The 19,501-nt window shown below is 30.5% G+C and carries 19 protein-coding genes and 1 other annotated feature; of the genes, 14 read left to right on the top strand and 5 right to left on the bottom strand.

Translation table 11 applies throughout. The features are described from left to right. Positions 1-100: 100 nt before the first annotated feature. Positions 101-241, bottom strand: coding sequence for a hypothetical protein (locus BUB83_RS21975; RefSeq protein ID WP_159434086.1), 141 nt, complete (start codon positions 239-241; stop codon positions 101-103). 271 nt (positions 242-512) lie between these two features. Continuing rightward, positions 513-1,748 carry a cation:proton antiporter gene (locus BUB83_RS12325; RefSeq protein ID WP_073338775.1) on the bottom strand — a complete coding sequence of 412 codons (1,236 nt, stop codon included), beginning with the start codon at positions 1,746-1,748 and terminating at the stop codon, positions 513-515. Positions 1,749-2,126: 378 nt separating this feature from the next. Here BUB83_RS12325 and BUB83_RS12320 point away from each other — a divergent pair, with 378 nt between their 5' ends. The 10 genes from BUB83_RS12320 to BUB83_RS12275 all read left to right on the top strand — a co-directional run bounded on the left by BUB83_RS12320 (position 2,127) and on the right by BUB83_RS12275 (position 12,286). Further along, on the top strand, positions 2,127-2,477 hold the full coding sequence (locus BUB83_RS12320; RefSeq protein WP_073338774.1) for a CGGC domain-containing protein: 351 nt from the start codon (positions 2,127-2,129) through the stop codon (positions 2,475-2,477). Positions 2,478-2,534: 57 nt separating this feature from the next. Further along, the gene (locus BUB83_RS12315; protein ID WP_073338773.1) at positions 2,535-3,542 is read left to right on the top strand and encodes a LacI family DNA-binding transcriptional regulator; all 1,008 of its coding nucleotides are present in this window, start codon (positions 2,535-2,537) and stop codon (positions 3,540-3,542) included. A gap of 307 nt (positions 3,543-3,849) precedes the next feature. Continuing rightward, entirely contained in the window at positions 3,850-5,454 is a 1,605-nt protein-coding gene (locus BUB83_RS12310) for a sodium:solute symporter family transporter (RefSeq protein ID WP_073338772.1), read from the top strand. Between the two features lie 123 nt (positions 5,455-5,577). Further along, complete coding sequence (locus BUB83_RS12305; protein WP_073338771.1) at positions 5,578-6,591, top strand: polyketide cyclase; 1,014 nt, start codon at positions 5,578-5,580, stop codon at positions 6,589-6,591. 58 nt (positions 6,592-6,649) lie between these two features. Beyond that, a complete protein-coding gene (locus tag BUB83_RS12300; RefSeq protein ID WP_073338770.1) occupies positions 6,650-7,747 on the top strand; it encodes an ester cyclase in 1,098 nt (365 codons plus the stop codon). 53 nt (positions 7,748-7,800) lie between these two features. Further along, positions 7,801-8,235, top strand: coding sequence for a DMT family transporter (locus tag BUB83_RS12295; RefSeq protein WP_073338769.1), 435 nt, complete (start codon positions 7,801-7,803; stop codon positions 8,233-8,235). 249 nt (positions 8,236-8,484) lie between these two features. Beyond that, the gene (locus tag BUB83_RS12290; protein WP_073338768.1) at positions 8,485-9,342 is read left to right on the top strand and encodes an MSCRAMM family protein; all 858 of its coding nucleotides are present in this window, start codon (positions 8,485-8,487) and stop codon (positions 9,340-9,342) included. A gap of 17 nt (positions 9,343-9,359) precedes the next feature. Further along, positions 9,360-10,232, top strand: a complete 873-nt coding sequence (locus BUB83_RS12285) for an MSCRAMM family protein (RefSeq protein WP_073338767.1) — start codon at positions 9,360-9,362, stop codon at positions 10,230-10,232. An 80-nt stretch (positions 10,233-10,312) separates the two neighbouring features. Continuing rightward, the gene (locus BUB83_RS12280; RefSeq protein WP_073338766.1) at positions 10,313-11,149 is read left to right on the top strand and encodes a carboxypeptidase-like regulatory domain-containing protein; all 837 of its coding nucleotides are present in this window, start codon (positions 10,313-10,315) and stop codon (positions 11,147-11,149) included. Between the two features lie 60 nt (positions 11,150-11,209). Then, on the top strand, positions 11,210-12,286 hold the full coding sequence (locus BUB83_RS12275; RefSeq protein WP_073338765.1) for a DUF3810 domain-containing protein: 1,077 nt from the start codon (positions 11,210-11,212) through the stop codon (positions 12,284-12,286). A gap of 47 nt (positions 12,287-12,333) precedes the next feature. On the opposite strand, the gene BUB83_RS12270 is transcribed toward BUB83_RS12275, so the two are convergent. Further along, positions 12,334-12,867: a serine/threonine protein kinase gene (locus BUB83_RS12270; protein ID WP_073338764.1), complete on the bottom strand. Its 534-nt coding sequence runs from the start codon at positions 12,865-12,867 to the stop codon at positions 12,334-12,336. Between the two features lie 187 nt (positions 12,868-13,054). Between BUB83_RS12270 and BUB83_RS12265 the strand changes: the two genes are divergently transcribed. The 4 genes from BUB83_RS12265 (at position 13,055) to BUB83_RS12250 (ending at position 18,806) form a co-directional block, all read left to right on the top strand. Continuing rightward, positions 13,055-13,258: a DUF86 domain-containing protein gene (locus BUB83_RS12265; protein ID WP_084133545.1), complete on the top strand. Its 204-nt coding sequence runs from the start codon at positions 13,055-13,057 to the stop codon at positions 13,256-13,258. A gap of 67 nt (positions 13,259-13,325) precedes the next feature. After that, positions 13,326-13,535 (top strand) — a binding site (T-box leader). Between the two features lie 55 nt (positions 13,536-13,590). Beyond that, the gene (locus tag BUB83_RS12260) at positions 13,591-16,230 is read left to right on the top strand and encodes a valine--tRNA ligase (protein WP_073338763.1); all 2,640 of its coding nucleotides are present in this window, start codon (positions 13,591-13,593) and stop codon (positions 16,228-16,230) included. Between the two features lie 106 nt (positions 16,231-16,336). Beyond that, entirely contained in the window at positions 16,337-17,635 is a 1,299-nt protein-coding gene (locus BUB83_RS12255; protein WP_073338762.1) for a bifunctional folylpolyglutamate synthase/dihydrofolate synthase, read from the top strand. Positions 17,636-17,768: 133 nt separating this feature from the next. Then, positions 17,769-18,806 carry a M42 family metallopeptidase gene (locus BUB83_RS12250; protein ID WP_073338761.1) on the top strand — a complete coding sequence of 346 codons (1,038 nt, stop codon included), beginning with the start codon at positions 17,769-17,771 and terminating at the stop codon, positions 18,804-18,806. Between the two features lie 69 nt (positions 18,807-18,875). Here the strand turns inward: BUB83_RS12250 and BUB83_RS22740 are convergent, their stop codons facing one another. Continuing rightward, positions 18,876-19,001: a hypothetical protein gene (locus BUB83_RS22740; protein WP_278336934.1), complete on the bottom strand. Its 126-nt coding sequence runs from the start codon at positions 18,999-19,001 to the stop codon at positions 18,876-18,878. A 108-nt stretch (positions 19,002-19,109) separates the two neighbouring features. Beyond that, positions 19,110-19,358: a TIGR03905 family TSCPD domain-containing protein gene (locus tag BUB83_RS12245; RefSeq protein WP_073338760.1), complete on the bottom strand. Its 249-nt coding sequence runs from the start codon at positions 19,356-19,358 to the stop codon at positions 19,110-19,112. Positions 19,359-19,501 lie beyond the last annotated feature (143 nt).

Here is a 19,501-nt window from a genome sequence, read left to right as displayed (position 1 = left end):
GGATGGTAATAGTATTTAAATAGCAAATATAAATAAAAAACTGCCAATGTTGGCAGTTTTTTGTTGTCTATTAGGCATAAACTATTTAGCTAGATAGGATTTAACAGCTACCATAAGAATTTCCTTTGTTAGCTGGAGCAACGCTGAAACCTCTACCTGTGAAAATTATTTTTATGTCACCATAATTTTCGAAAAGTTCTTCTTCCATAATGAATTTTATTCCAGTAGTATCGTCTAACACATCATCATCTTTTTGCTCATCCAGAGCAAGGCCAAAACTTGGGCCTCCTCAGCCAATACCGGCGATATAAATTCTAATGGTATCAGGTGCATCAGATTTTCTATTGGTAATAGCATCTTTTATAGCTTCTAAAGATCTTGCATCAATAAGTACATTCATTTTTTTATTTCACCACCTTGTTTTAGATTATATCACATTTACCCCCTGTGGGTATATGAAAGATTAAGAATTTTGTATAAAAATTTTTCAAAGCCAAACTTTTCATATAAGCTTATTTACGTTCTAGTTTTAAAATTTGTGCAAGTAATTTAGCTGTGCTTGCTTGGAATGTAAGAGTTATAAATATAGTAGCAAAAGTAACAGAAGATATGATTTTGGCGTTAGGAAGATTCATGGAAACTAACATACCTGCCAATGCAGCTGGTATAACACCAGTTTCACGAACCCACATCAAATAAACAATTTCTTTAAATTCCCATTGGGCTTTTTTATCTAATATAACAGATAAGTAAGCGGAAATAGGTCTTGCTACGAAAATTAGTGCAGCAACTACTAATAAAGCACCTCCAATATTTGAAAATAATATGCCAAAATCTACATGAGTACCTAGAAGTATGAATATTAGCATTCTCATGATTATTGTAAGGACTTCCTTAAATCTTAAATGAGTATCAAAATACTCATCTGGTATATACATATTTAGTATTTTTTTATTACCACAAATCATTCCAACAACAAACACTGCTATAAAGCCACTAAAACCAAAGTGATCTGATATAACATAAGCTCCAATTACTGCGCCTAAAGCAATTTCAGAAGGATGTTCCTGAAAAATACCAGATTTTTCACCGGTTTCTGATATTGCTTTACTTGATAGAAAACCTAAAATTCCCCCAACGAGAATTCCACCAAGAGATGACTTAAATAACTCAAATAAACTGTTAGATAATGAAAATTCTCCAGCGGTAATAATACCTAGTACTGCGAATGTAGCAATAGCCGCTACTGCATCATTAAAAGCAGATTCAGCAATGATGGTCTGTTTTAATTTAGCATTGATATTCATGTTTTTGAATAGAGGGACAAGTACTGAAGGATCTGTAGACGAAACAACAGTACCGAGTAGTAGCGCATAAATAAATTCTATATGAAGTATTTTATATGCAAAAAATGCCGTTATAAACATAGACACTAAAACTCCAAATGTAGATAAGAGGATTACTGACATTTTTACTTTATTAAGAACCTTTAAATTTATTTCCCTACCACCATCATAGAGAATATATGCAGCTCCAAAAGTAAGGATAAGTTGATTCCCAGTTGGATATGTGTCGATATTCACCAAATTAAGAAGATTTGGCCCTATTATTATTCCTGCAATAATATATAAAACTACGTCAGGTAGTTTTATTAATTTACTTATTTTTGAAAAAATCACCCCAGCTAATAGAATTATTGCAAGAAATTCTAGAATGTTATTTGCGTCTTGTGCTGTAGTAGATACCATTTTATTCACTCCTGTTCATTTTTCATTTTGTAATAGTGTTTAAATTATTATTTTGTTTTAGAAATTGTTTATTTTAAATTCATTAAAAAGATAACCTAAATTTTAATAGTTTGTACAATAAAAAATTATCAAAATAACAGGATGTCTTTATGAGTATTAAAATATATATAAACATTACAATATTTATATATTGCAATATTTATATATTATAGCACCAATTTTATGTTATGAATATAGATTCAATATTAAGTTTATGTTATTTATTTTTATAATTACTTAAATTAAAATTGGAATAATTGTAGTATAAGTGACTATTGTGATTTCTTTTTAATTGAAATACAATAAAGATAAGTACTACAATTAAAAAGGAGTTACATTATGAAGATTGCAATAATTGTTAGAAAAGAAACTATGGATAAATGTTCAGGTAAAGGTTGCTTAAATGCTTTTTTTAAGAAAATAGATGCTTTTGAGAATTATGATGAGAATACAGAATTAGTAGCCTTTACTCATAATGGGGGAGATTTAGAACATAAAATTCAAAAATTGAAAGATAATAATGTACAAGTTATTCATTTATCTTCTTGTATTAGAGGTAAGTGTGAGGATTATGAAGAGCTTATTGAAAAATTATCAAAGGATTTTAAAGTTGTGGGATATACGCATGGAGCGGCGAAGAAGATCAGTAATAAGAATTCATTTTTGTTGCCTATTTATGATAATAAATAAAAAAAGTATAAAAGTATAAAAATGATATAAATGATATAAATGAAATGAGGCTTTTTAATGAAAAATGATAGCACCAAATTTGCTACAATCAGTGATGTAGCTAAGATTGCTAAAGTTTCACCGGTAACAGTTTCTAGAGTATATAATCCTAAATGGAAAGGTAAAATAAAGCAATCCACTATTGATAAAGTTTTAGAGGCGGCAAATCAATTATGCTATACTCCTAATGGGGTAGCAAGAAGTCTTACCTCTCATAAAACTAATATTATAGCTGTAGTAGTAGGTCCTGATTCTGGATATTTTTATGATAGTGTACTTAAAAAATTAATGGATAAAATCCAATTAAGCGGAAGACAACCACTTATATTTGTTACAGCTCCAACTATTAGTATAAAAGAAATAGTGGCTCAAGTTCAAATGTATAGAGTAGATGCTATAATTGTTACTTCTCCTGCAACAAAAGATAATATCGCGGATTATTTTACAGGTATAAAAATACCTTTAATTCTATTTAATCGTACTGTAACCAATTCAAATGCAAGTGCCGTTTGGGGTGATAATGTAAAAGCAGCTGAGGATGTGGCGGATTTATTAGTTAAAAATAAGCATAAAAAAATAGCATATATATCAGCAGCCACAAAAGGAGAAAGAAATGAAGCTTTTGTTAATAGATTAAGTGAATATCATATGAAACCTATTTTAATAGAAGAGGGAGATTATACCTATGAAACAGGCTATGAAATAGCAATGAAAATGCTTAAGTCTACTACTCCTCCAGATGCAATCTTTTGCTCAGGAGATAATATGGCTATGGGAGCATTAGATGCGGCTAGATTATCCATGGGATTAAAAGTACCAAAAGATTTATCCATTGTGGGCTTTGATAATAATCCGGTTGCACAAATGAAAGCTTATGAGTTAACTACAGTAAGCTATCCACTGGATAGTATGATTCAGGCTATTATTGACATTGTAGAAAAATTATTAATAAATCCAGATTCCCAAATATTAAAGGAATTTAAGTTGGAATTGATTATTGGAAAAACAGTTAAAATATATGATTAAGGGGATTCACTATCTTTGTGTATCCCTGAGATAGTAAGTTTAAAAAATAGTAAATAAAACTATAGAACATTTCTTAAAAAACAATAAAATAGGAATTTTGTTGATAAATTAATAAAAAAAATTGAAAAAGATAATAAAAGGTGTTATTATAGTATATAACAGTAACAAAATGATTTTGGGGCCATTATGAAAGAAATCGATGAAAATTTTTTATTAAAAAATGACACCGGTGTCATTGTCTTTATTTAAGCTATCATAAGTTTTTACAAGGTTTATGCATTTATTAAATAAAAAGGGGAGAGCAAAAATGATTTCAACAATTGATGGTATTATAATTTTAGTGTACATTTTAGGAATGTTAGCAGTTGGTTATTTTATGGGGAAAGATAATGAAACTCAAGAAGACTATTTTTTAGCAGGTAGATCAATGCCTTGGTTGCCTATAGCCTTGTCAGTAGCAGCAACTATGATAAGTGCTAATGCATTTATTGGAGGACCGGGGTGGGCTTATGGATCTGGACTAGCACCTTTTATGGTAAATATTACAGTACCTTTAGCAATATTCTTTGCATTCTTTGCTAGTACACCTGTAATTTATCAATTAAAAGTTACTTCTGTATATCAATATATGGAGTATCGTTTAGGACCTATAACTAGAATATTAACAGTATTACAATTCTTTATTAATTCATTAATACAAGTAAGTTCAATGGTATTTATTCCTTCACTTATTTTACAAACAATTACAGGATGGTCATTAACAGTTATTGTACCTTTAATTGTTACTGCAGCTATTATATATACAATAACGGGAGGAATAAAAGCTGTTATTTGGACAGATGTAATTCAAACTGTTATTGTTTGGGGCGGTATGTTTTTAGCAATATTTATAGCATTAAAAAGATTAGATATGGGATTATTCGAAACTCTTGGACAAGCCAAAGCAGCAGGTAAATTCCATACTTTAGATTTTGGATTTAGCTTGACTAATACAAATGCTTTCTGGGCATCATTAATTGGTGGTACTGTTATGTGGGTTAGATATTTCTCTTTTGACCAAGCGCAAATGCAAAGAGTTTTAACAGCTAAATCAATGAAGGGAGTTAAAAAATCCTTTTTATCAAGTGCTTTTATTATGAATATTATGTATTTCTTAATGTTAACAGTTGGTTTAATACTTTGGGTATTCTATGGTGGAAAAGAGTTTGAATCTTCAAACCAAGTTATGATTGGATTTATTTTAGAAGAAATGCCAGTTGGGGTGGTAGGTTTAGTTATAGCAGGTGCTTTTGCAGCAGCTATGTCAAGTGTGGATTCCATACTAAATTCTTTGACAACAGTATTTATTAAAGATATATATGAGAAATACTTTTTCAAAGGAAAAGAAGGGCAAAGTGAAGCTTCACTTAAACTTACAATGACTATCTCAGCGGTATTTGGTGTAATTATTATATTCTTTGTAATTATAGGATTCTCTGGTACAGTTAAATCTGTTCTTGATGTTGTTGGAAAATATATTTCTTATTTCTCAGGACCTGCATGTGGTGCTTTCTTATTAGCAATGTTCACAAATAAAGCTAATGATAAAGGGGTAGCAACTGGATTTATCCTTGGTATGATAGGTACATTTTTCATATCAACTTCTTTAGGAACAAGCTGGTTGTGGAATCCAGCTATAGGAGCGGCTTTATCAGTTGCTATAGGGTATATTGCAAGTATGATATTTCCTGCTACTAAGAAAACAGAAGATATTAAACAATATACTGCTCAAGGTATGAGAGCAAAACTCATCGCAGAAGGAAAAACAGAAGAAGATGGTGTTTCTATACTTCCATTCTCTATGGATAAATATGCAATCATTGCTTTAGTATTCTTTGTTTCACAATATATATTATTAGCTTTAATTCAATAATAAGTTAGTTTAATAATAAATTAGTTCAATAACATTAAGGTTCACAAAACTATAAAAATAGGTTTGTGAACCTAAAGCATTGTCTAAGAAGTATTCATTTCAATATAGGAGGAAATCCACATTATGAGTAAATATCAAGAGTCTAAAAAAATCGTTAGAAGTTATTTTCAGGATTTGGAGAATTCAAAACCAGAAGATATTTTAAAGGTGCTAAAAAAATATACCAGCGAAAATTACTTATGGAGAGGGGTTTATCCTTTCCGTGAACAAAATAGTATTGAAGACGTGGCAGAAAAATTTTGGGTTCCACTTATGACTTCTTTGAAATATATGCAGAGGCGTCAGGATATATTTATTGGTGGAACAAATGAAATTAGCGGAGAACAATGGGTAATGAGTATGGGGCACTTTATGGGTCTTTTCGATGCTGAATGGATGGGAATAAGACCTACTGAGAAAATAATAAATTTAAGATATGCTGAATTTAATTGTATAGAAAATGGGAAAATAACTCAAACGGGTTTATTTATAGATATTATTGGTTTTATGTTACAAGCGGGAATAAATCCTCTTCCTCCTTCAACAGGATCATTCTTTGTTTATCCAGGACCAAGAAATCATGATGGACTTCTTTTTCAAGATGCGCCAGAAAAAGAGGGAATAGATACTTTGAAGCTTGTTAATAAAATGGTGGATGATTTGTCCCAGCTTAATGATAGTGGGGCTATGGGATGTCCTCCAGAAGTATTAGAAAAATCATGGAGTAAGAATATGATTTGGTATGGTCCAGGGGGTATAGGGGCAAGTTATACCATTCCAAGATATCAAAAGCAGCATCAATTACCTTTTAGAAATAATTTAAAGGATAAAAAGTTTAATGGACATATTTGTCGTTTTGCTGAGGGGAATTTTGCTTGTTTCTTTGGATGGCCCAATTTATCTAACACAGCTATAGGTGGTTTTCTAGGATTGCCAGGAGGAAATATTAGTGCTGATATGCAGGTGGTGGATGTTTATTGTCGTGAAGATGATAAGCTTTCAGAAAATTGGGTGCTTATTGATTTGCCTTATTGGTTAAAACAACAGGGATTGGATATTTTTCAGCGTACTCAAGAAATTCTAAACCCTAGCTTATAAATTTCTTATAATTAATAAATAATACAGATTATTAAAGAAGAAAGGAAATGTGAGTTTTATGAATGAAACAAATAAAGTTTTTTATGGGGATAATAGTTTGGTTAATTCAGCTATTTGGAGAGATTACAATGATTATGCTAATTTACCCAGTAAGAATAAACAGGAATTAATAGGCTTTGATCCTAAATATAAGGATTTTGTGGATTATATTTTGAAAATTACTCATGAAATATGGGAGGAAAAAGGCATAGGAGTTATTTATGATACTTACTCAAATGATGTTCAATTACATCTTAGTTCCCAAACTTTAGCGGGAATACAAGGAGTTATAAAAGGAACCTTGGAAACTTTACATGCATTTCCTGATAGAAAGCTTATTGGGCAAAATGTAGTTTGGGCAGAACACTATGGGGGAGCTTTACTTTCTTCTCATAGAATTTTTTCCACTGCAACAAATTTGGGAGATAGTAGTTTTGGACCAGCTACAGGAAAAAATATAAGTTATAGAACAGTAGTTGATTGCGCTGTTTATGAAAATAGAATATTTGAAGAATGGCTTGTAAGAGATAATTTATGGATTGTGGAGCAACTTGGCATTAATGTACATGAATTAGCTAAAAAAATGGCTTTGGCCACTAAAAATAATCCTTTATCATTACAAAAGGATTTTGGAATTCCAGAATCCATGGAAGGACAATTTTTCCCGGACATATACAAAGCTAAAGATTCAGGCGTTGGGGAAATGATTATTGAAATGATTAGTAATGTTTGGGGACGCAAATATATAAATGAAGTGAAAAAATATTATCATGAGAATGCAGTTACACACTTTATATGTAATAAAGAGTTAAATGGACATGATGATATTCAAGGGATGCTAATAAGTTTATTCGCAGCTTTTCCTAATGCCGCAGTTGTGGTGGACAGAGTGTCTTGTAATGAAAGAGAAGAAAAAAATACTTGGGATGTGGCAGCAAGATGGAGAATAAAAGGTATCCATGAGGGTATAGGTTTCTTTGGAAAGCCTTCAGGGCAAAAAGTAGAATTTATGGGCATAAATCATTATACAATTACTGAGGATAAGATAAAAGAAGAATGGATGACTTTTGATGCCTTAGATGTACTTCGTCAAATATATATGGGAATTGAAGATTAAAGTTAACGTTAAAATGTTTTATAGTATATTTGAGTTTTGGAGGTATATTTTGTATGGACAAAAGTCTTGCGATTTTTTTTGCGATTGTTTGTGGTGTTTTTGCGGGACTACAACCCCCGATTAATGCAGGTTTAGGCAAAATTGTAAATTCTAAAAATGCCACACTGGTAAGTATAAGCGTGAGTTTTATAATAATATTGACAATTGTTTTATTTACTGGAAATATAAAAGAGGTTTCAAAAGCCACAAGCATTTCCCCAATATATTGGATTGGCGGGGTTCTTGGTGTATCTATGGTTTTTATTTCAGTAAAAATAATTCCTATTCTTGGAGCCACGGTGACCTACTCTTTTATTGTATCTATTCAATTGATTGTTGGGGCTATTATTAATCAATTTGGTTTGTTTGGAGTTACCAAAACGCCTATAACAATTTCTCAGGTGGCAGGTATGGTTTTATTATTTTTAGGAATGAAATTGATATTATAGGGACGGTTCACAAGTTTTTAAATTTTAACTAAAGGGGACGGTTCTCAAATTTCCATATTTTATGGAAAATTGAGAACTGTCCCCTGACTTTTAGAGCCACTTAACTTTTAGTAACTTAAAAATTTATTTTCCATATTTATATTATAAGGAGTTATATTTAATCTAAAAAATATAGATTAAATATAATAACTTCAATTGGCTTTTATTTTTAAACAATTATTAAAAAGTAACTAAATAGGAGGAATTTAAGTGAGTGATCTATACAAACTAGGACAATCAGTTCCAGGAGATATAAAAAGTGTTGGAGAAGAAATAAAATTAGATGTTCAATTAGAAGAAAATCCTCAGTTAGAAACTGGGACGGTAAAAGGTACAATTAGTGATGCAGAAGGTCCAATAGAGGGTGTTTTGATTAAAATCATGGATAGTGAACACAATCCTTTATACCATGATGTAAGTAAAGCAGATGGAACTTATACTATTTCAGAAATAGCACCAGGATCTTCTTATCATTTTTATGCAATTAAAGATGGATATTTGCTAAAAGAAGAAACAAATTTCACCATTGCAAAAGGCCAAATTATTGTTAAAAACTCTACATTAGAGGTTGACCCCGCGGCGGCTTATTCAACTATTACAGCTCACGTTAAAGATGAGGAAGGAAACCCCATTGAAGATTTAACGGCAACATTGATCAAAATGGAGTCAGCGGTAGAAATACCTAAGGAAACTACATTGACTAATGAATATGGTCAATTTATTTTTACTAATGTGGAGCAAGGGGATTATATAGTAAGAACAGTTAAACAAGGGTATGTGACTACCAATATTGAAGTGAAAATTTCTAAAGATTCTACTATTGTAAATCTTGAAGAAGTAGTACCTACTTCTCCTGTAGAATCTTTGGGTACTGTAAATGGCATAATTACAGATAGTAATGGGGCAACTGTAGCAGGTGCGGGCGTAATATTATATAAAGTTTCTGGTACCGATACAAACCCTATTTATACGCCAATAAAATATACGAAAACTTCAGATAGTGGAGTATATCTTTTTGGAGAAGTGCCAAAAGGAAAATATATAATAAAATCTAATAAAGAAGCTTAAGAAGGGAGCGTGATATCATGGCAGAAGTAAAAGATATTTATAAATTAGGACAATCAATACAAAAGGATATAATAGAAAAAGGCGAAGAAATTAGAATAGATTTAAATTTAGATGATAATATACTATCTAATGTAGGCAAGGTTTATGGGGAAATTAAAGATACTAGTGATGACCCAGTACAAGGAGTTACTGTTAAAATAACTGATGCTAATTATGTGCCTAAATACCATACTGTAACTAATGAACTTGGTCAATATGTTATTGAAAATGTAAAAGCAGATACTCAATACTCTATTTTAGCGGCTAAAGATGGATATGAAATAAAACAAGGTACAACTTTTATTATGCAAACTTCTCAGGAAATAGAAAGGAATTTTGTTATAACAGAAATCACTTCAACTAATAGTTTCTTAGCTGGTGATATTTTAGATAAGGATGATAATAAATTAGAAAAAGCTACAGTTAATTTATATGATAGTAGCGGTTCAACACCAACATTAGTGAAAACAACAACTTCAAATAAATTTGGACAATATGTATTTTTAGATATTCCTATTGGAGAATATACTGTAGAAAGTTCTCTTTTAGGCTATAAATCTACTTCATCAAATTTTAATGTGGATAAAGAAAATGAAGTTTTCCATATTGATTTGGTTATGGCAGATGATCCAGTTAGCAAACTTGGAACAATCAATGGAATAATTAGTGATAAAGATGGTAATCCAGTGGAAAGTGCATTTGTGGTTCTTTTCAAAGTTGAAAAAGATAGTGAAGGAAAAGAGATATTAACAGCTATTAAGAAAACTGTAACTAATGATGAGGGCTTATATTTATTTGAACAAATACCTCAAGGTAGTTATAAAATTAAAGCTAATAAATTGACAGCTTAATAGTGAATAATTGTGGAGAGCTTTCGTTGACACGAAAGCTTTTAACTAATTAAATATAATAGTAAGTGTGGTGAGACATGGTGTACAGATATCAATTAGCTCAATCCAATGAAGGAAGTATAGAAAAGGACTATCAAGACATAAGCTTAAATTTGACTTTAGAAGAGAATGAATATTTTAACAATGCTTTGATATCTGGATTTGTTTTGCAAAGTAATGGAAAACCAGTGGAGAAAGCTTTAGTTTCTTTTATAGATGAAGACAACCATATTTTAGGATGCGTTTATAGCAATGAGAAAGGTTTTTATACTTTTATTGGGGTGAAATTAAACTCAAGGATAATGATTATAGTGGAAAAATCAGAGTATAGAAAATTTATTAGTAGATGGATGAAAGTGGTGTGCGAAAACTATAATATTAATATTTCATTGACTAAAAAATGTAATTGCAATACTTCTATTATTTCTGGTCATATAACTAATAATGGAAGTGAGCCTGTGGGAAATATTTTTGTGTACATGATATTTTTTGATAGCAAAAAAAGAAAACTTTTTATTAATACCACCGCTACTAATCAATGGGGACAATTTGTTTTTTACAAAGTTATCAAAGGAGATAAAATTATATTAATTAATGATGCTAGATTTAATCAATATAATAAATTAATAAATATTGCTGTACAAGAAGAGATATATAATTTGAATATTAAGCTCATGAGAAAAACAAATAACACAATTATTGAAGGATGTATAAAAAATACAAATGGCATAGCAGTGCCTTTTGCTCATGTAGTATTGTTTAGAAAAAACAAAAATGGAAAGTTAAAAGCGGTTGCCTGTACTAGATGTAATAATAATGGGAAATATAAATTTAAGGATTTAAGTAAAGGTAATTATGTGGTTAAAGCTTTAAAATAGTGGTAGAATTTAAATAAGTAAAGAAGGTCAAACTAATCTATTAAAGTGAGTGTGATTTTAATGGGAAAGAAAATTTATATAATTATGATTTTACCATTAAGTGTTTTACTTAATTTTGTTTTTTCTAGAAATACTAGTTTCGTAGAAAAATATTATTCCAATGGCATTAATAAACCAACAAGGCAATTATTGAGTTTAGTAACAGGAATTTTTAGTTTTTCTTTGGGTGAAATTCTTGTTTATTTCTTTGTTATATTAATTCTATTAATGATTGGAAAACTTTTTTATTCAAGTATTAAGGATATAAAAAATTCAATAGAATGTTTGAAAGATTTCTTGGTGAACATGTTATGTATAGTTTCTATTATATATTTTTTATTCTTGTTTTTATGGGGATTTAATTATGATAGAACTACTTTTGGAGAAACCGCATCTTTAAAGGTTAGACCTTCCTCTGTAGATGAATTGTATGAATTATGCCATTCATTAATAATTGATACCAATGATTTAAGAGAAAAAGTTTATGAAAATGAAGCAGGGGTTATGGAATTTCAGGAAGGATATAAAGGTATTTTTCAGCAAGCACCTTTAGCTTATGAAAATCTTTCAAAGGAATATCCAACTTTAAGTGGAAAATATGGAAAACCTAAAAATGTATTGCTTTCAGAAAAAATGTGCTATACAGGCATAACGGGAGTTTATTTTCCTTTTACGGGAGAAGCTAATGTGAATGTGGCTACTACTGATTTTATGCTTCCTGCTACAGTAATTCATGAAATGGCTCATCAAAGAGGAATTGCAAGAGAAGATGAAGCAAATTTTGTGGCTTATTTAGCTTGTACAAGTCACCCAGATGATAGATTTAAATATTCAGGTTCTTTACTAGCCCTTATTAATTCTATGAATGCCTTAAGAAACGCAGATTATGAAAAGTATAAAGAATTGCGACTTGGTTATTCTGAGGGGGTACTTAGAGATTTACAATATTTAAGTGAATTTTGGCAACAATATGAAGGGAAAACAGAAGAAGTTTTTACAAAGGTCAATGATTCCTACTTAAAATCTAATAGGCAAGAAGCAGGGGTTAAAAGCTATGGTAATATGGTGGACTTGCTACTGGCTTTAAAACGTAAATAATTAAGCTGATATATACTTGTACAATACAAAAAATTGTGAGGAATGTATCAGCTTTTTTTCCATTCTTTATATAACTCAGGTCTTTCTTCGTTAAGAATTTTAAAAAACTCTTTTGAAACTTTTAACCTTCTTAACCCACTAATCAAATGAGATGGATAACGTTCTTCCTTCCAACAGCTATTTTTTAAACCTATTAATTTTAGTTGTTTTTCGTTGGTAACAAATATATGGGAAACGCCTGTATCTAGGCGTTTAAATTTAAGCTTGGATAAATCATCATATAAGGATATTAAGGCTAAAGCTAATTCTTTATCAAAGGAATTTTTTTTCAAATATTCAATCAAACATAATCCTTCCACGTAGTCCCTAATAATATAACCGTTTCTATATTCATAGGCATTAGGAAATACATCATATAAGTTACCATATCGTAAAACTAAATATTCTCTTCTACAATCTTTTATATTTTTACAAAGTTTAAGAACTTTATTGTCGGGCATAAGATAAATTTTTTCCTTTTTATTTTTATGAATTAATTTGTACTGATTTAATAAAGTATATGGAAAATAATCATAATCCATAATCAGGCCTCATTTTTCAAAAATTTATTTGATTTTTATTTATATTAAATAACCTTTCACTAAAAAAAATCTTCTACTACATAAATTATTCAAAAACATGGGTTTTTGTGATTAGTAATTTTATTATCTTGGGCCATAATATAATTATTGTGGTTCAATCTCCATTTATTGAAGTGTAAAAAGAAATATTTTTGATAGTTTATATAAGATTAAAATCATAGACAAAGATTTTTTAGTGGATTTGAAGCAGATGGCTAAAATTAGAAATAAGTTGGTTCATGTTTATTGGGAAATAGACCATAAGGTGATATTTGATTTATTACAAACTGAATTATCAGATATAAAGAAATTTATGCAAATTGCTATAGATTATGTTAAAGACAATACTTAAGTTAAAAATTTCTTGACACAAACAGAAATAAGGTTATAATTAAAGGTAGTATATGTTTTGATATTGTATATCAACTTGGATGAAGAGGAGTAAAGATAAAGGAGTATATAGAGAGAAGGATTCGTCGGCTGGAAGATCTTTCATACAAAATATCTTGAAGGTAGCTTCGGAGTTTTTTTGCTGAACTAACAGTAGGCAAAAACGGTGGAAATCGTTAAATTAATTGAGAGCTGGATTTTCCAGAACTAAGGTGGTAACGCGCGCTGTCGTCCTTTTCAGGATGATAGCGCTTTTTTGCGTGCAAGAAAAACACAAATTTAGGAGGTAACGTAATGGCAGAAATAAATATTGCAAAAAATTATGATCCAAAAGAATTTGAAAAAAGAATTTATAAAAATTGGGAAGAAAAAGGTTATTTTACTCCAGAAGTGGACCCTGATAAAAAGCCTTATACTATATTAATGCCACCACCAAATATAACAGGACAATTACACTTAGGGCATGCATTAGATGGTACATTACAGGATTATTTAATAAGAGTAAAAAGAATGCAAGGGTTTTCTTCTTTATGGTTACCAGGTGAAGACCATGCAAGTATTGCCACAGAGGTTAAGGTGGAGCAAGAATTATTAAAGAATGGTATAAAGAAAAAAGAATTAGGTAGAGAAGGTTTCTTAGATAAAGTTTGGGAATGGTCAGATACTTATAGAGAAAGAATAAAAACTCAATATAAAAGCTTAGGAATTTCTGCGGATTATACAAGAGAAAAATTCACTATGGATGAAAGTATGAATAAAGCAGTTAAAGAAGTTTTCGTTAAATTATATAATGATGATTTAATATACAAAGGAAATAGAATTGTTAACTGGTGTCCAAATTGTCAAACGGCTATTTCAGATGCAGAAATTGAATATGAAGAGCAAGAAGGACATTTCTGGCATATTAATTATCCATTAGAAGATGGGTCAGGGTATATTGAAATCGCTACAACTAGACCAGAAACTCTACTAGGAGATACAGCTGTTGCAGTAAATCCTGAAGATCCTAGATATGAACATTTGATTGGTAAAAATCTTATACTTCCTTTAGTAGGTAGAAAAATTCCAATAGTTGCGGACGATTATGTAGGTATAGATTTTGGAACAGGGGCAGTAAAAATCACTCCAGCTCATGATCCTAATGATTATCAAGTAGGAAAAAGACATAATTTAGAAGAAATTAATATTATGAATAAAAACGCTTCTATTGTTGATGGTTATGGACGATATTCAGGAATGAATAGATATGAAGCAAGAAAAGCTATGATAGAAGATTTAGATAAACAAGGATTGTTAGTAAAAATAAAAGACCACGCTCATAATGTAGGAACACATGATAGATGTGGAGAAACTATTGAGCCTATAACTTCACCACAATGGTATGTAAAAATGAAACCTTTAGCAGAACCAGCTCTTGAAGTTGTAAGAAGTGGAGAAGTAAAATTTGTGCCAGAAAGATTCTCTAAAACTTATTATAATTGGATGGAAAACATTCAAGATTGGTGTATTTCAAGACAACTTTGGTGGGGACACAGAGTTCCAGTTTGGTATTGCGAGGAATGTGGAGAAATAATGGTTTCTGTAGATGATGTACATGAATGTACAAAATGCCATAGCACAAATATAAAACAAGATGAAGATGTTTTAGATACATGGTTTAGTTCAGCTTTATGGCCTTTCTCCACACTTGGTTGGCCAGAAGAAACTCCAGATTTAAAATATTTTTATCCAACAGATGTTTTAGTAACAGGATATGATATTATTTTCTTCTGGGTTGCTCGTATGATTTTCTCTTCTCTTTATTGCATGAATAAAATTCCTTTCCATACAGTATTTATTCATGGTATTGTTAGAGATGGAGAAGGCAAAAAAATGTCTAAATCTTTAGGAAATGGAGTAGATCCATTAGAAGTTATTGATAAATATGGAGCAGATGCTCTTAGATTTATGCTTTTAACTGGAAATGCACCAGGAAACGATATTAGATACTTCGAAGAAAAAGTAGAGTCAGGAAGAAACTTTGCAAATAAAATTTGGAATGCTTCCAGATTTGTTATGATGAATTTAGATGAAGAATTAATGGAGAAATACAAAGACTGTAAAGAGTATACTTTAGCAGATAAATGGATATTATCTAGAATGAATACTGTTGTTAAAGAAGTTACTGAAAATATCGAGAAATACGAATTGGGTATTGCATCACAAAAGGTTTATGACTTTATGTGGACAGAATTCTGCGATTGGTATATTGAACTTGCAAAGCCGGTATTGTATGGAGAAGATGAAAAAGCTAAAGGTATAGCTTTAAATGTTTTAAATACTGTTCTAAAAACAGGATTACAATTACTTCACCCTGCTATGCCATATATCACTGAAGAAATTTATTGCAATCTTCCAGGTGTTGTGGAGAGTATAACAATCTCAAGCTGGCCTGAATTCAGTGAAGAACTAGAAAGTTTAGAGTCAGAAGATCACATGAATTACGTAATAGAGGCTATAAAAGCTTTAAGAAATGTTAGAGCAGAAATGAATGTTCCGCCTTCAAGAAAAGCAAAAGTTATAATTCACACTACTGAAGGAAGAGAAGCTTTTGAAAAAGGAAGAACTTACTTTGAAAAACTAGCTTCAGCATCAGAGGTAGAGTTTATAGAAACTAAGGAAGAAGCTACTGATAATATGGTTTCAACCATAACAAAAGGTGCAGAATTATTTATGCCTTTGTTAGACTTAGTTGATATTGAAAAAGAACTTGAAAGATTGAATAAAGAAAAAGAAAAATTAGAAAAAGAAATAGATAGAGTAGAGAAAAAATTATCTAATGAAAGATTTATAAGCAAAGCGCCAGAATCAGTTGTAAATGAAGAAAAAGAAAAAGGCGAAAAATACAAAGAAATGTTTAATTCTGTAGTGGAAAGAATTAATGCACTAAAATAGAAAAAGCCCTTAGCGGGCTTTGTTCTATTGAGACACAACAAAATGTAGGGGGAGGTTTCCACGCCGCCCCGGTACCCTATTAAAAATATTACCTAGGAGAAAAAATATGAATTATGAAGAAAGTTTAAAATATATAAACGAGTGTTCTAGGTTTAGCATAAATTTAGGCCTTGAGAGAACTGAAAAAATGCTAGAATTATTAGGTAATCCAGAGAAAAAGATTAAATATATTCATATTGCAGGAACTAATGGCAAAGGGTCTACTTCGGCAATGATAAGCCAGATTCTTATGGAGGAAGGGTATAAAACAGGATTATATACTTCTCCTTTTGTGCAACAATTTGGAGAAAGAATTCAGATAAATAGAGAAAATATAACAGAAAAAGAAGTTGCGGAATTGATAACTAGAGTTTCAAAAGTAGTGGAACAATTAATAGTATTAGGATATGAGCCACCCACACAATTTGAAATTGTAACTGTGGCAGCATTTTTATATTTTTATGAGAAAAATGTAGATTTTGTGGTTTTAGAAGTAGGTTTAGGAGGAAGACTAGATGCTACAAATGTAATTATTCCAATCCTAACTATTATTACTTCTATTAGTTTTGATCATATGGATATACTTGGTGACACTCTTGAAAAAATAGCTTATGAAAAAGCAGGAATAATAAAAGATAATGTACCTGTGGTAATTTATCCTCAAGATAGATCAGTTTATAGAGTTATAGAAAAAATAGCAACAGATAAAAAATGTGATGTAACTTATGCAGATAGAGGAGAAGTTAGTTTTTCTAAAGTTTTTATTGAGGATGATTTTATTGGGCAAGAAATAGAAGTAAATACTCGTACCAAAGAATACACAGTAAAACTTTCTCTTCTAGGTAAACACCAATTAATGAATTGTTTAACTGCTGTAACTGGCATCGAAGCTTTAATAAAAACAGGAGTTGCCATATCAGAAAAATCAATAATAGATGGATTAAGTAAGGTTAAGTGGATGGCAAGACTTGAAGTTTTAAATAAAAATCCCTTAGTAGTAATTGATGGTGCTCATAATAATGATGGAATAGCTATGTTAGTTAAATCCATAAAAGAGTATTTTGAATATGATAAACTTATTTTGATTCTTGGAATCTTGGCAGATAAAGAAGTTGAAAAAATGGCTGGGTTAATTTCAAAAAAAGCAGATAAAGTAATTTGTATAACTCCTCATAGTGAAAGAGCAGAACTAGCTGAGGATTTAAAAGAACTTGTGGAAAAATACAACAAAAACTGCTTAAGCATTGATGATTATTCTGAAGCTTATGAAGAAGCATTAAATAGTTGTGGAGAAAATGATTTGCTCTTGATAAGTGGGTCATTTTATATGGTAGGAGATATGAGAAGGATAGTTATGGGAGAATAGTTCAGTATTGAGAAAAAGGATGAACTAACAGGTAGGGGGCGGTTTCCACGCCGCCCCTACAAATAGTTTCTTCGCTTTTTACAATTAGTGTGAATTTGAAAAATTTTGTACAAATCAAAAGGGAGATAAAAAAATGAATTATAATATTAACAAACAATATGTACTTAATATTTTAGAAGATATACTAAAAACCCCAAGTCCTAGTGGGTTTTGCCATGAGGTTATGAGTAAAATTGAAAGTTACGTAAAGGATTTGGGCTTTAAATTTGATAAAACCAACAAAGGCTGCGGAATTATAACTATTGATGGTGAGTGTGATAACTATGTTATAGGTTTATCAGCTCATTTAGATACTTTAGGAGCTATGGTTAGGTCTATAAAACCGGATGGTAAAATTAGATTAACTTCTATTGGTGGATATATGATGAGTACGGTGGAAGGTGAGTATTGTACAATTCATACTAGAAATGGTAAAAAATATTCAGGTACGGTTTTAACTACTCAACCTTCAGTTCATGTTTTTAAAGAAGCTAGAACTCAAGAAAGAAATGAAGAAAACATGGAAATAAGAATTGATGAATTGGTGAATTCTAAAGAGGATGTAGTAGCTCTAGGAATTGAAGTTGGAGATTTTATTTCATATTGCTCAAGAACTGAAATTCTTTCTAATGGATTTATTAAATCTAGACATTTAGATGATAAAGCAGGAGTAGCGGCTTTGTTTGGATTTATGGAGTATATTAAAAGAGAAAATATAAAATTAAAGAATACAATTAAAATAGTGATTTCAGTTTTTGAAGAAGTGGGTCATGGATCATCATTTATACCTAAAGATATTAGTGAATTTATTGCTATTGATATGGGTGCTATGGGAGAAGATTTAAATTGTACAGAGCAGCAAGTTTCAATTTGTGCAAAGGATTCTTCAGGTCCTTATGATTATAATATGGTTTCAAAATTAATTGATTCAGCTAAAGAAAAAAATCTTGAATATGCTGTAGATGTATATCCTTTTTACGGGTCAGATGTATCAGCAGCTTTAAGAGGTGGCAACGATATAAAAGGAGCTTTAATAGGCCCAGGAGTACATGCTTCCCATGGTATGGAAAGAACTCATATTGATGGAATTTTGAATACCATAGCTTTATTGATAGCTTATATGGAAAAATAATATGGAAACAACTTTACGTTTTGAAGGTAAAAAAACCCTGTGGACATACTCCACAGGGTTCTCTTTATATTAACAGCAACAGCCACAAAGACCTAGTCCTAAACCGCCACATCCACAACAGCAAATTAATATAATAATTAAAACAAAAAATAATATTTCATCACAATCATTATGACCTCTTCTGCATTGACTCATGAAATAGCCCCCCTTTCAAAAGTACCTGGACATTTTGCTGTCCATATATAATATTATATGCTTAGCTTTTAAAAGGGTTCATGTTTGTCAGTAGACAGTTGAAAGTGATTAAGCGGTTGTTTTATATTTTAACAAAGCTTTTGTTAGCTGATCAGGGCAAGAAGTGTTTTTTCTACCACAAGATATTCCTTGTAATCTTTCAATTACATCATCTATATCCATATTTAAGCATAGTTGAGACAATCCTTTTAGGTTTCCATCACAACCACCCACGAAATCCATATCAACAATTTTATTATTTTCTATTTTAAATTGTATTTCTTTTGCGCATACGCCACTAGTTTTGAAAACTTCCATTTAAAATTCCTCCTTAGATTACAAATACAGTACATACATGATTATACTCAAATATTTATTTTTGGTCAATGAGGTATTACAGTTCAAGTATAAATTAAGGTTTACAATAGAATATTTATATAATAATAGCATTTTAAATTAAG

It is taken from the genome of Clostridium grantii DSM 8605 (assembly GCF_900129965.1).
In the GTDB taxonomy this organism is placed as follows: domain Bacteria; phylum Bacillota; class Clostridia; order Clostridiales; family Clostridiaceae; genus Clostridium_AF; species Clostridium_AF grantii.
Note: the sequence above shows the minus strand (reverse complement) of the source record. Positions and strands in the feature narration are given on the sequence as shown.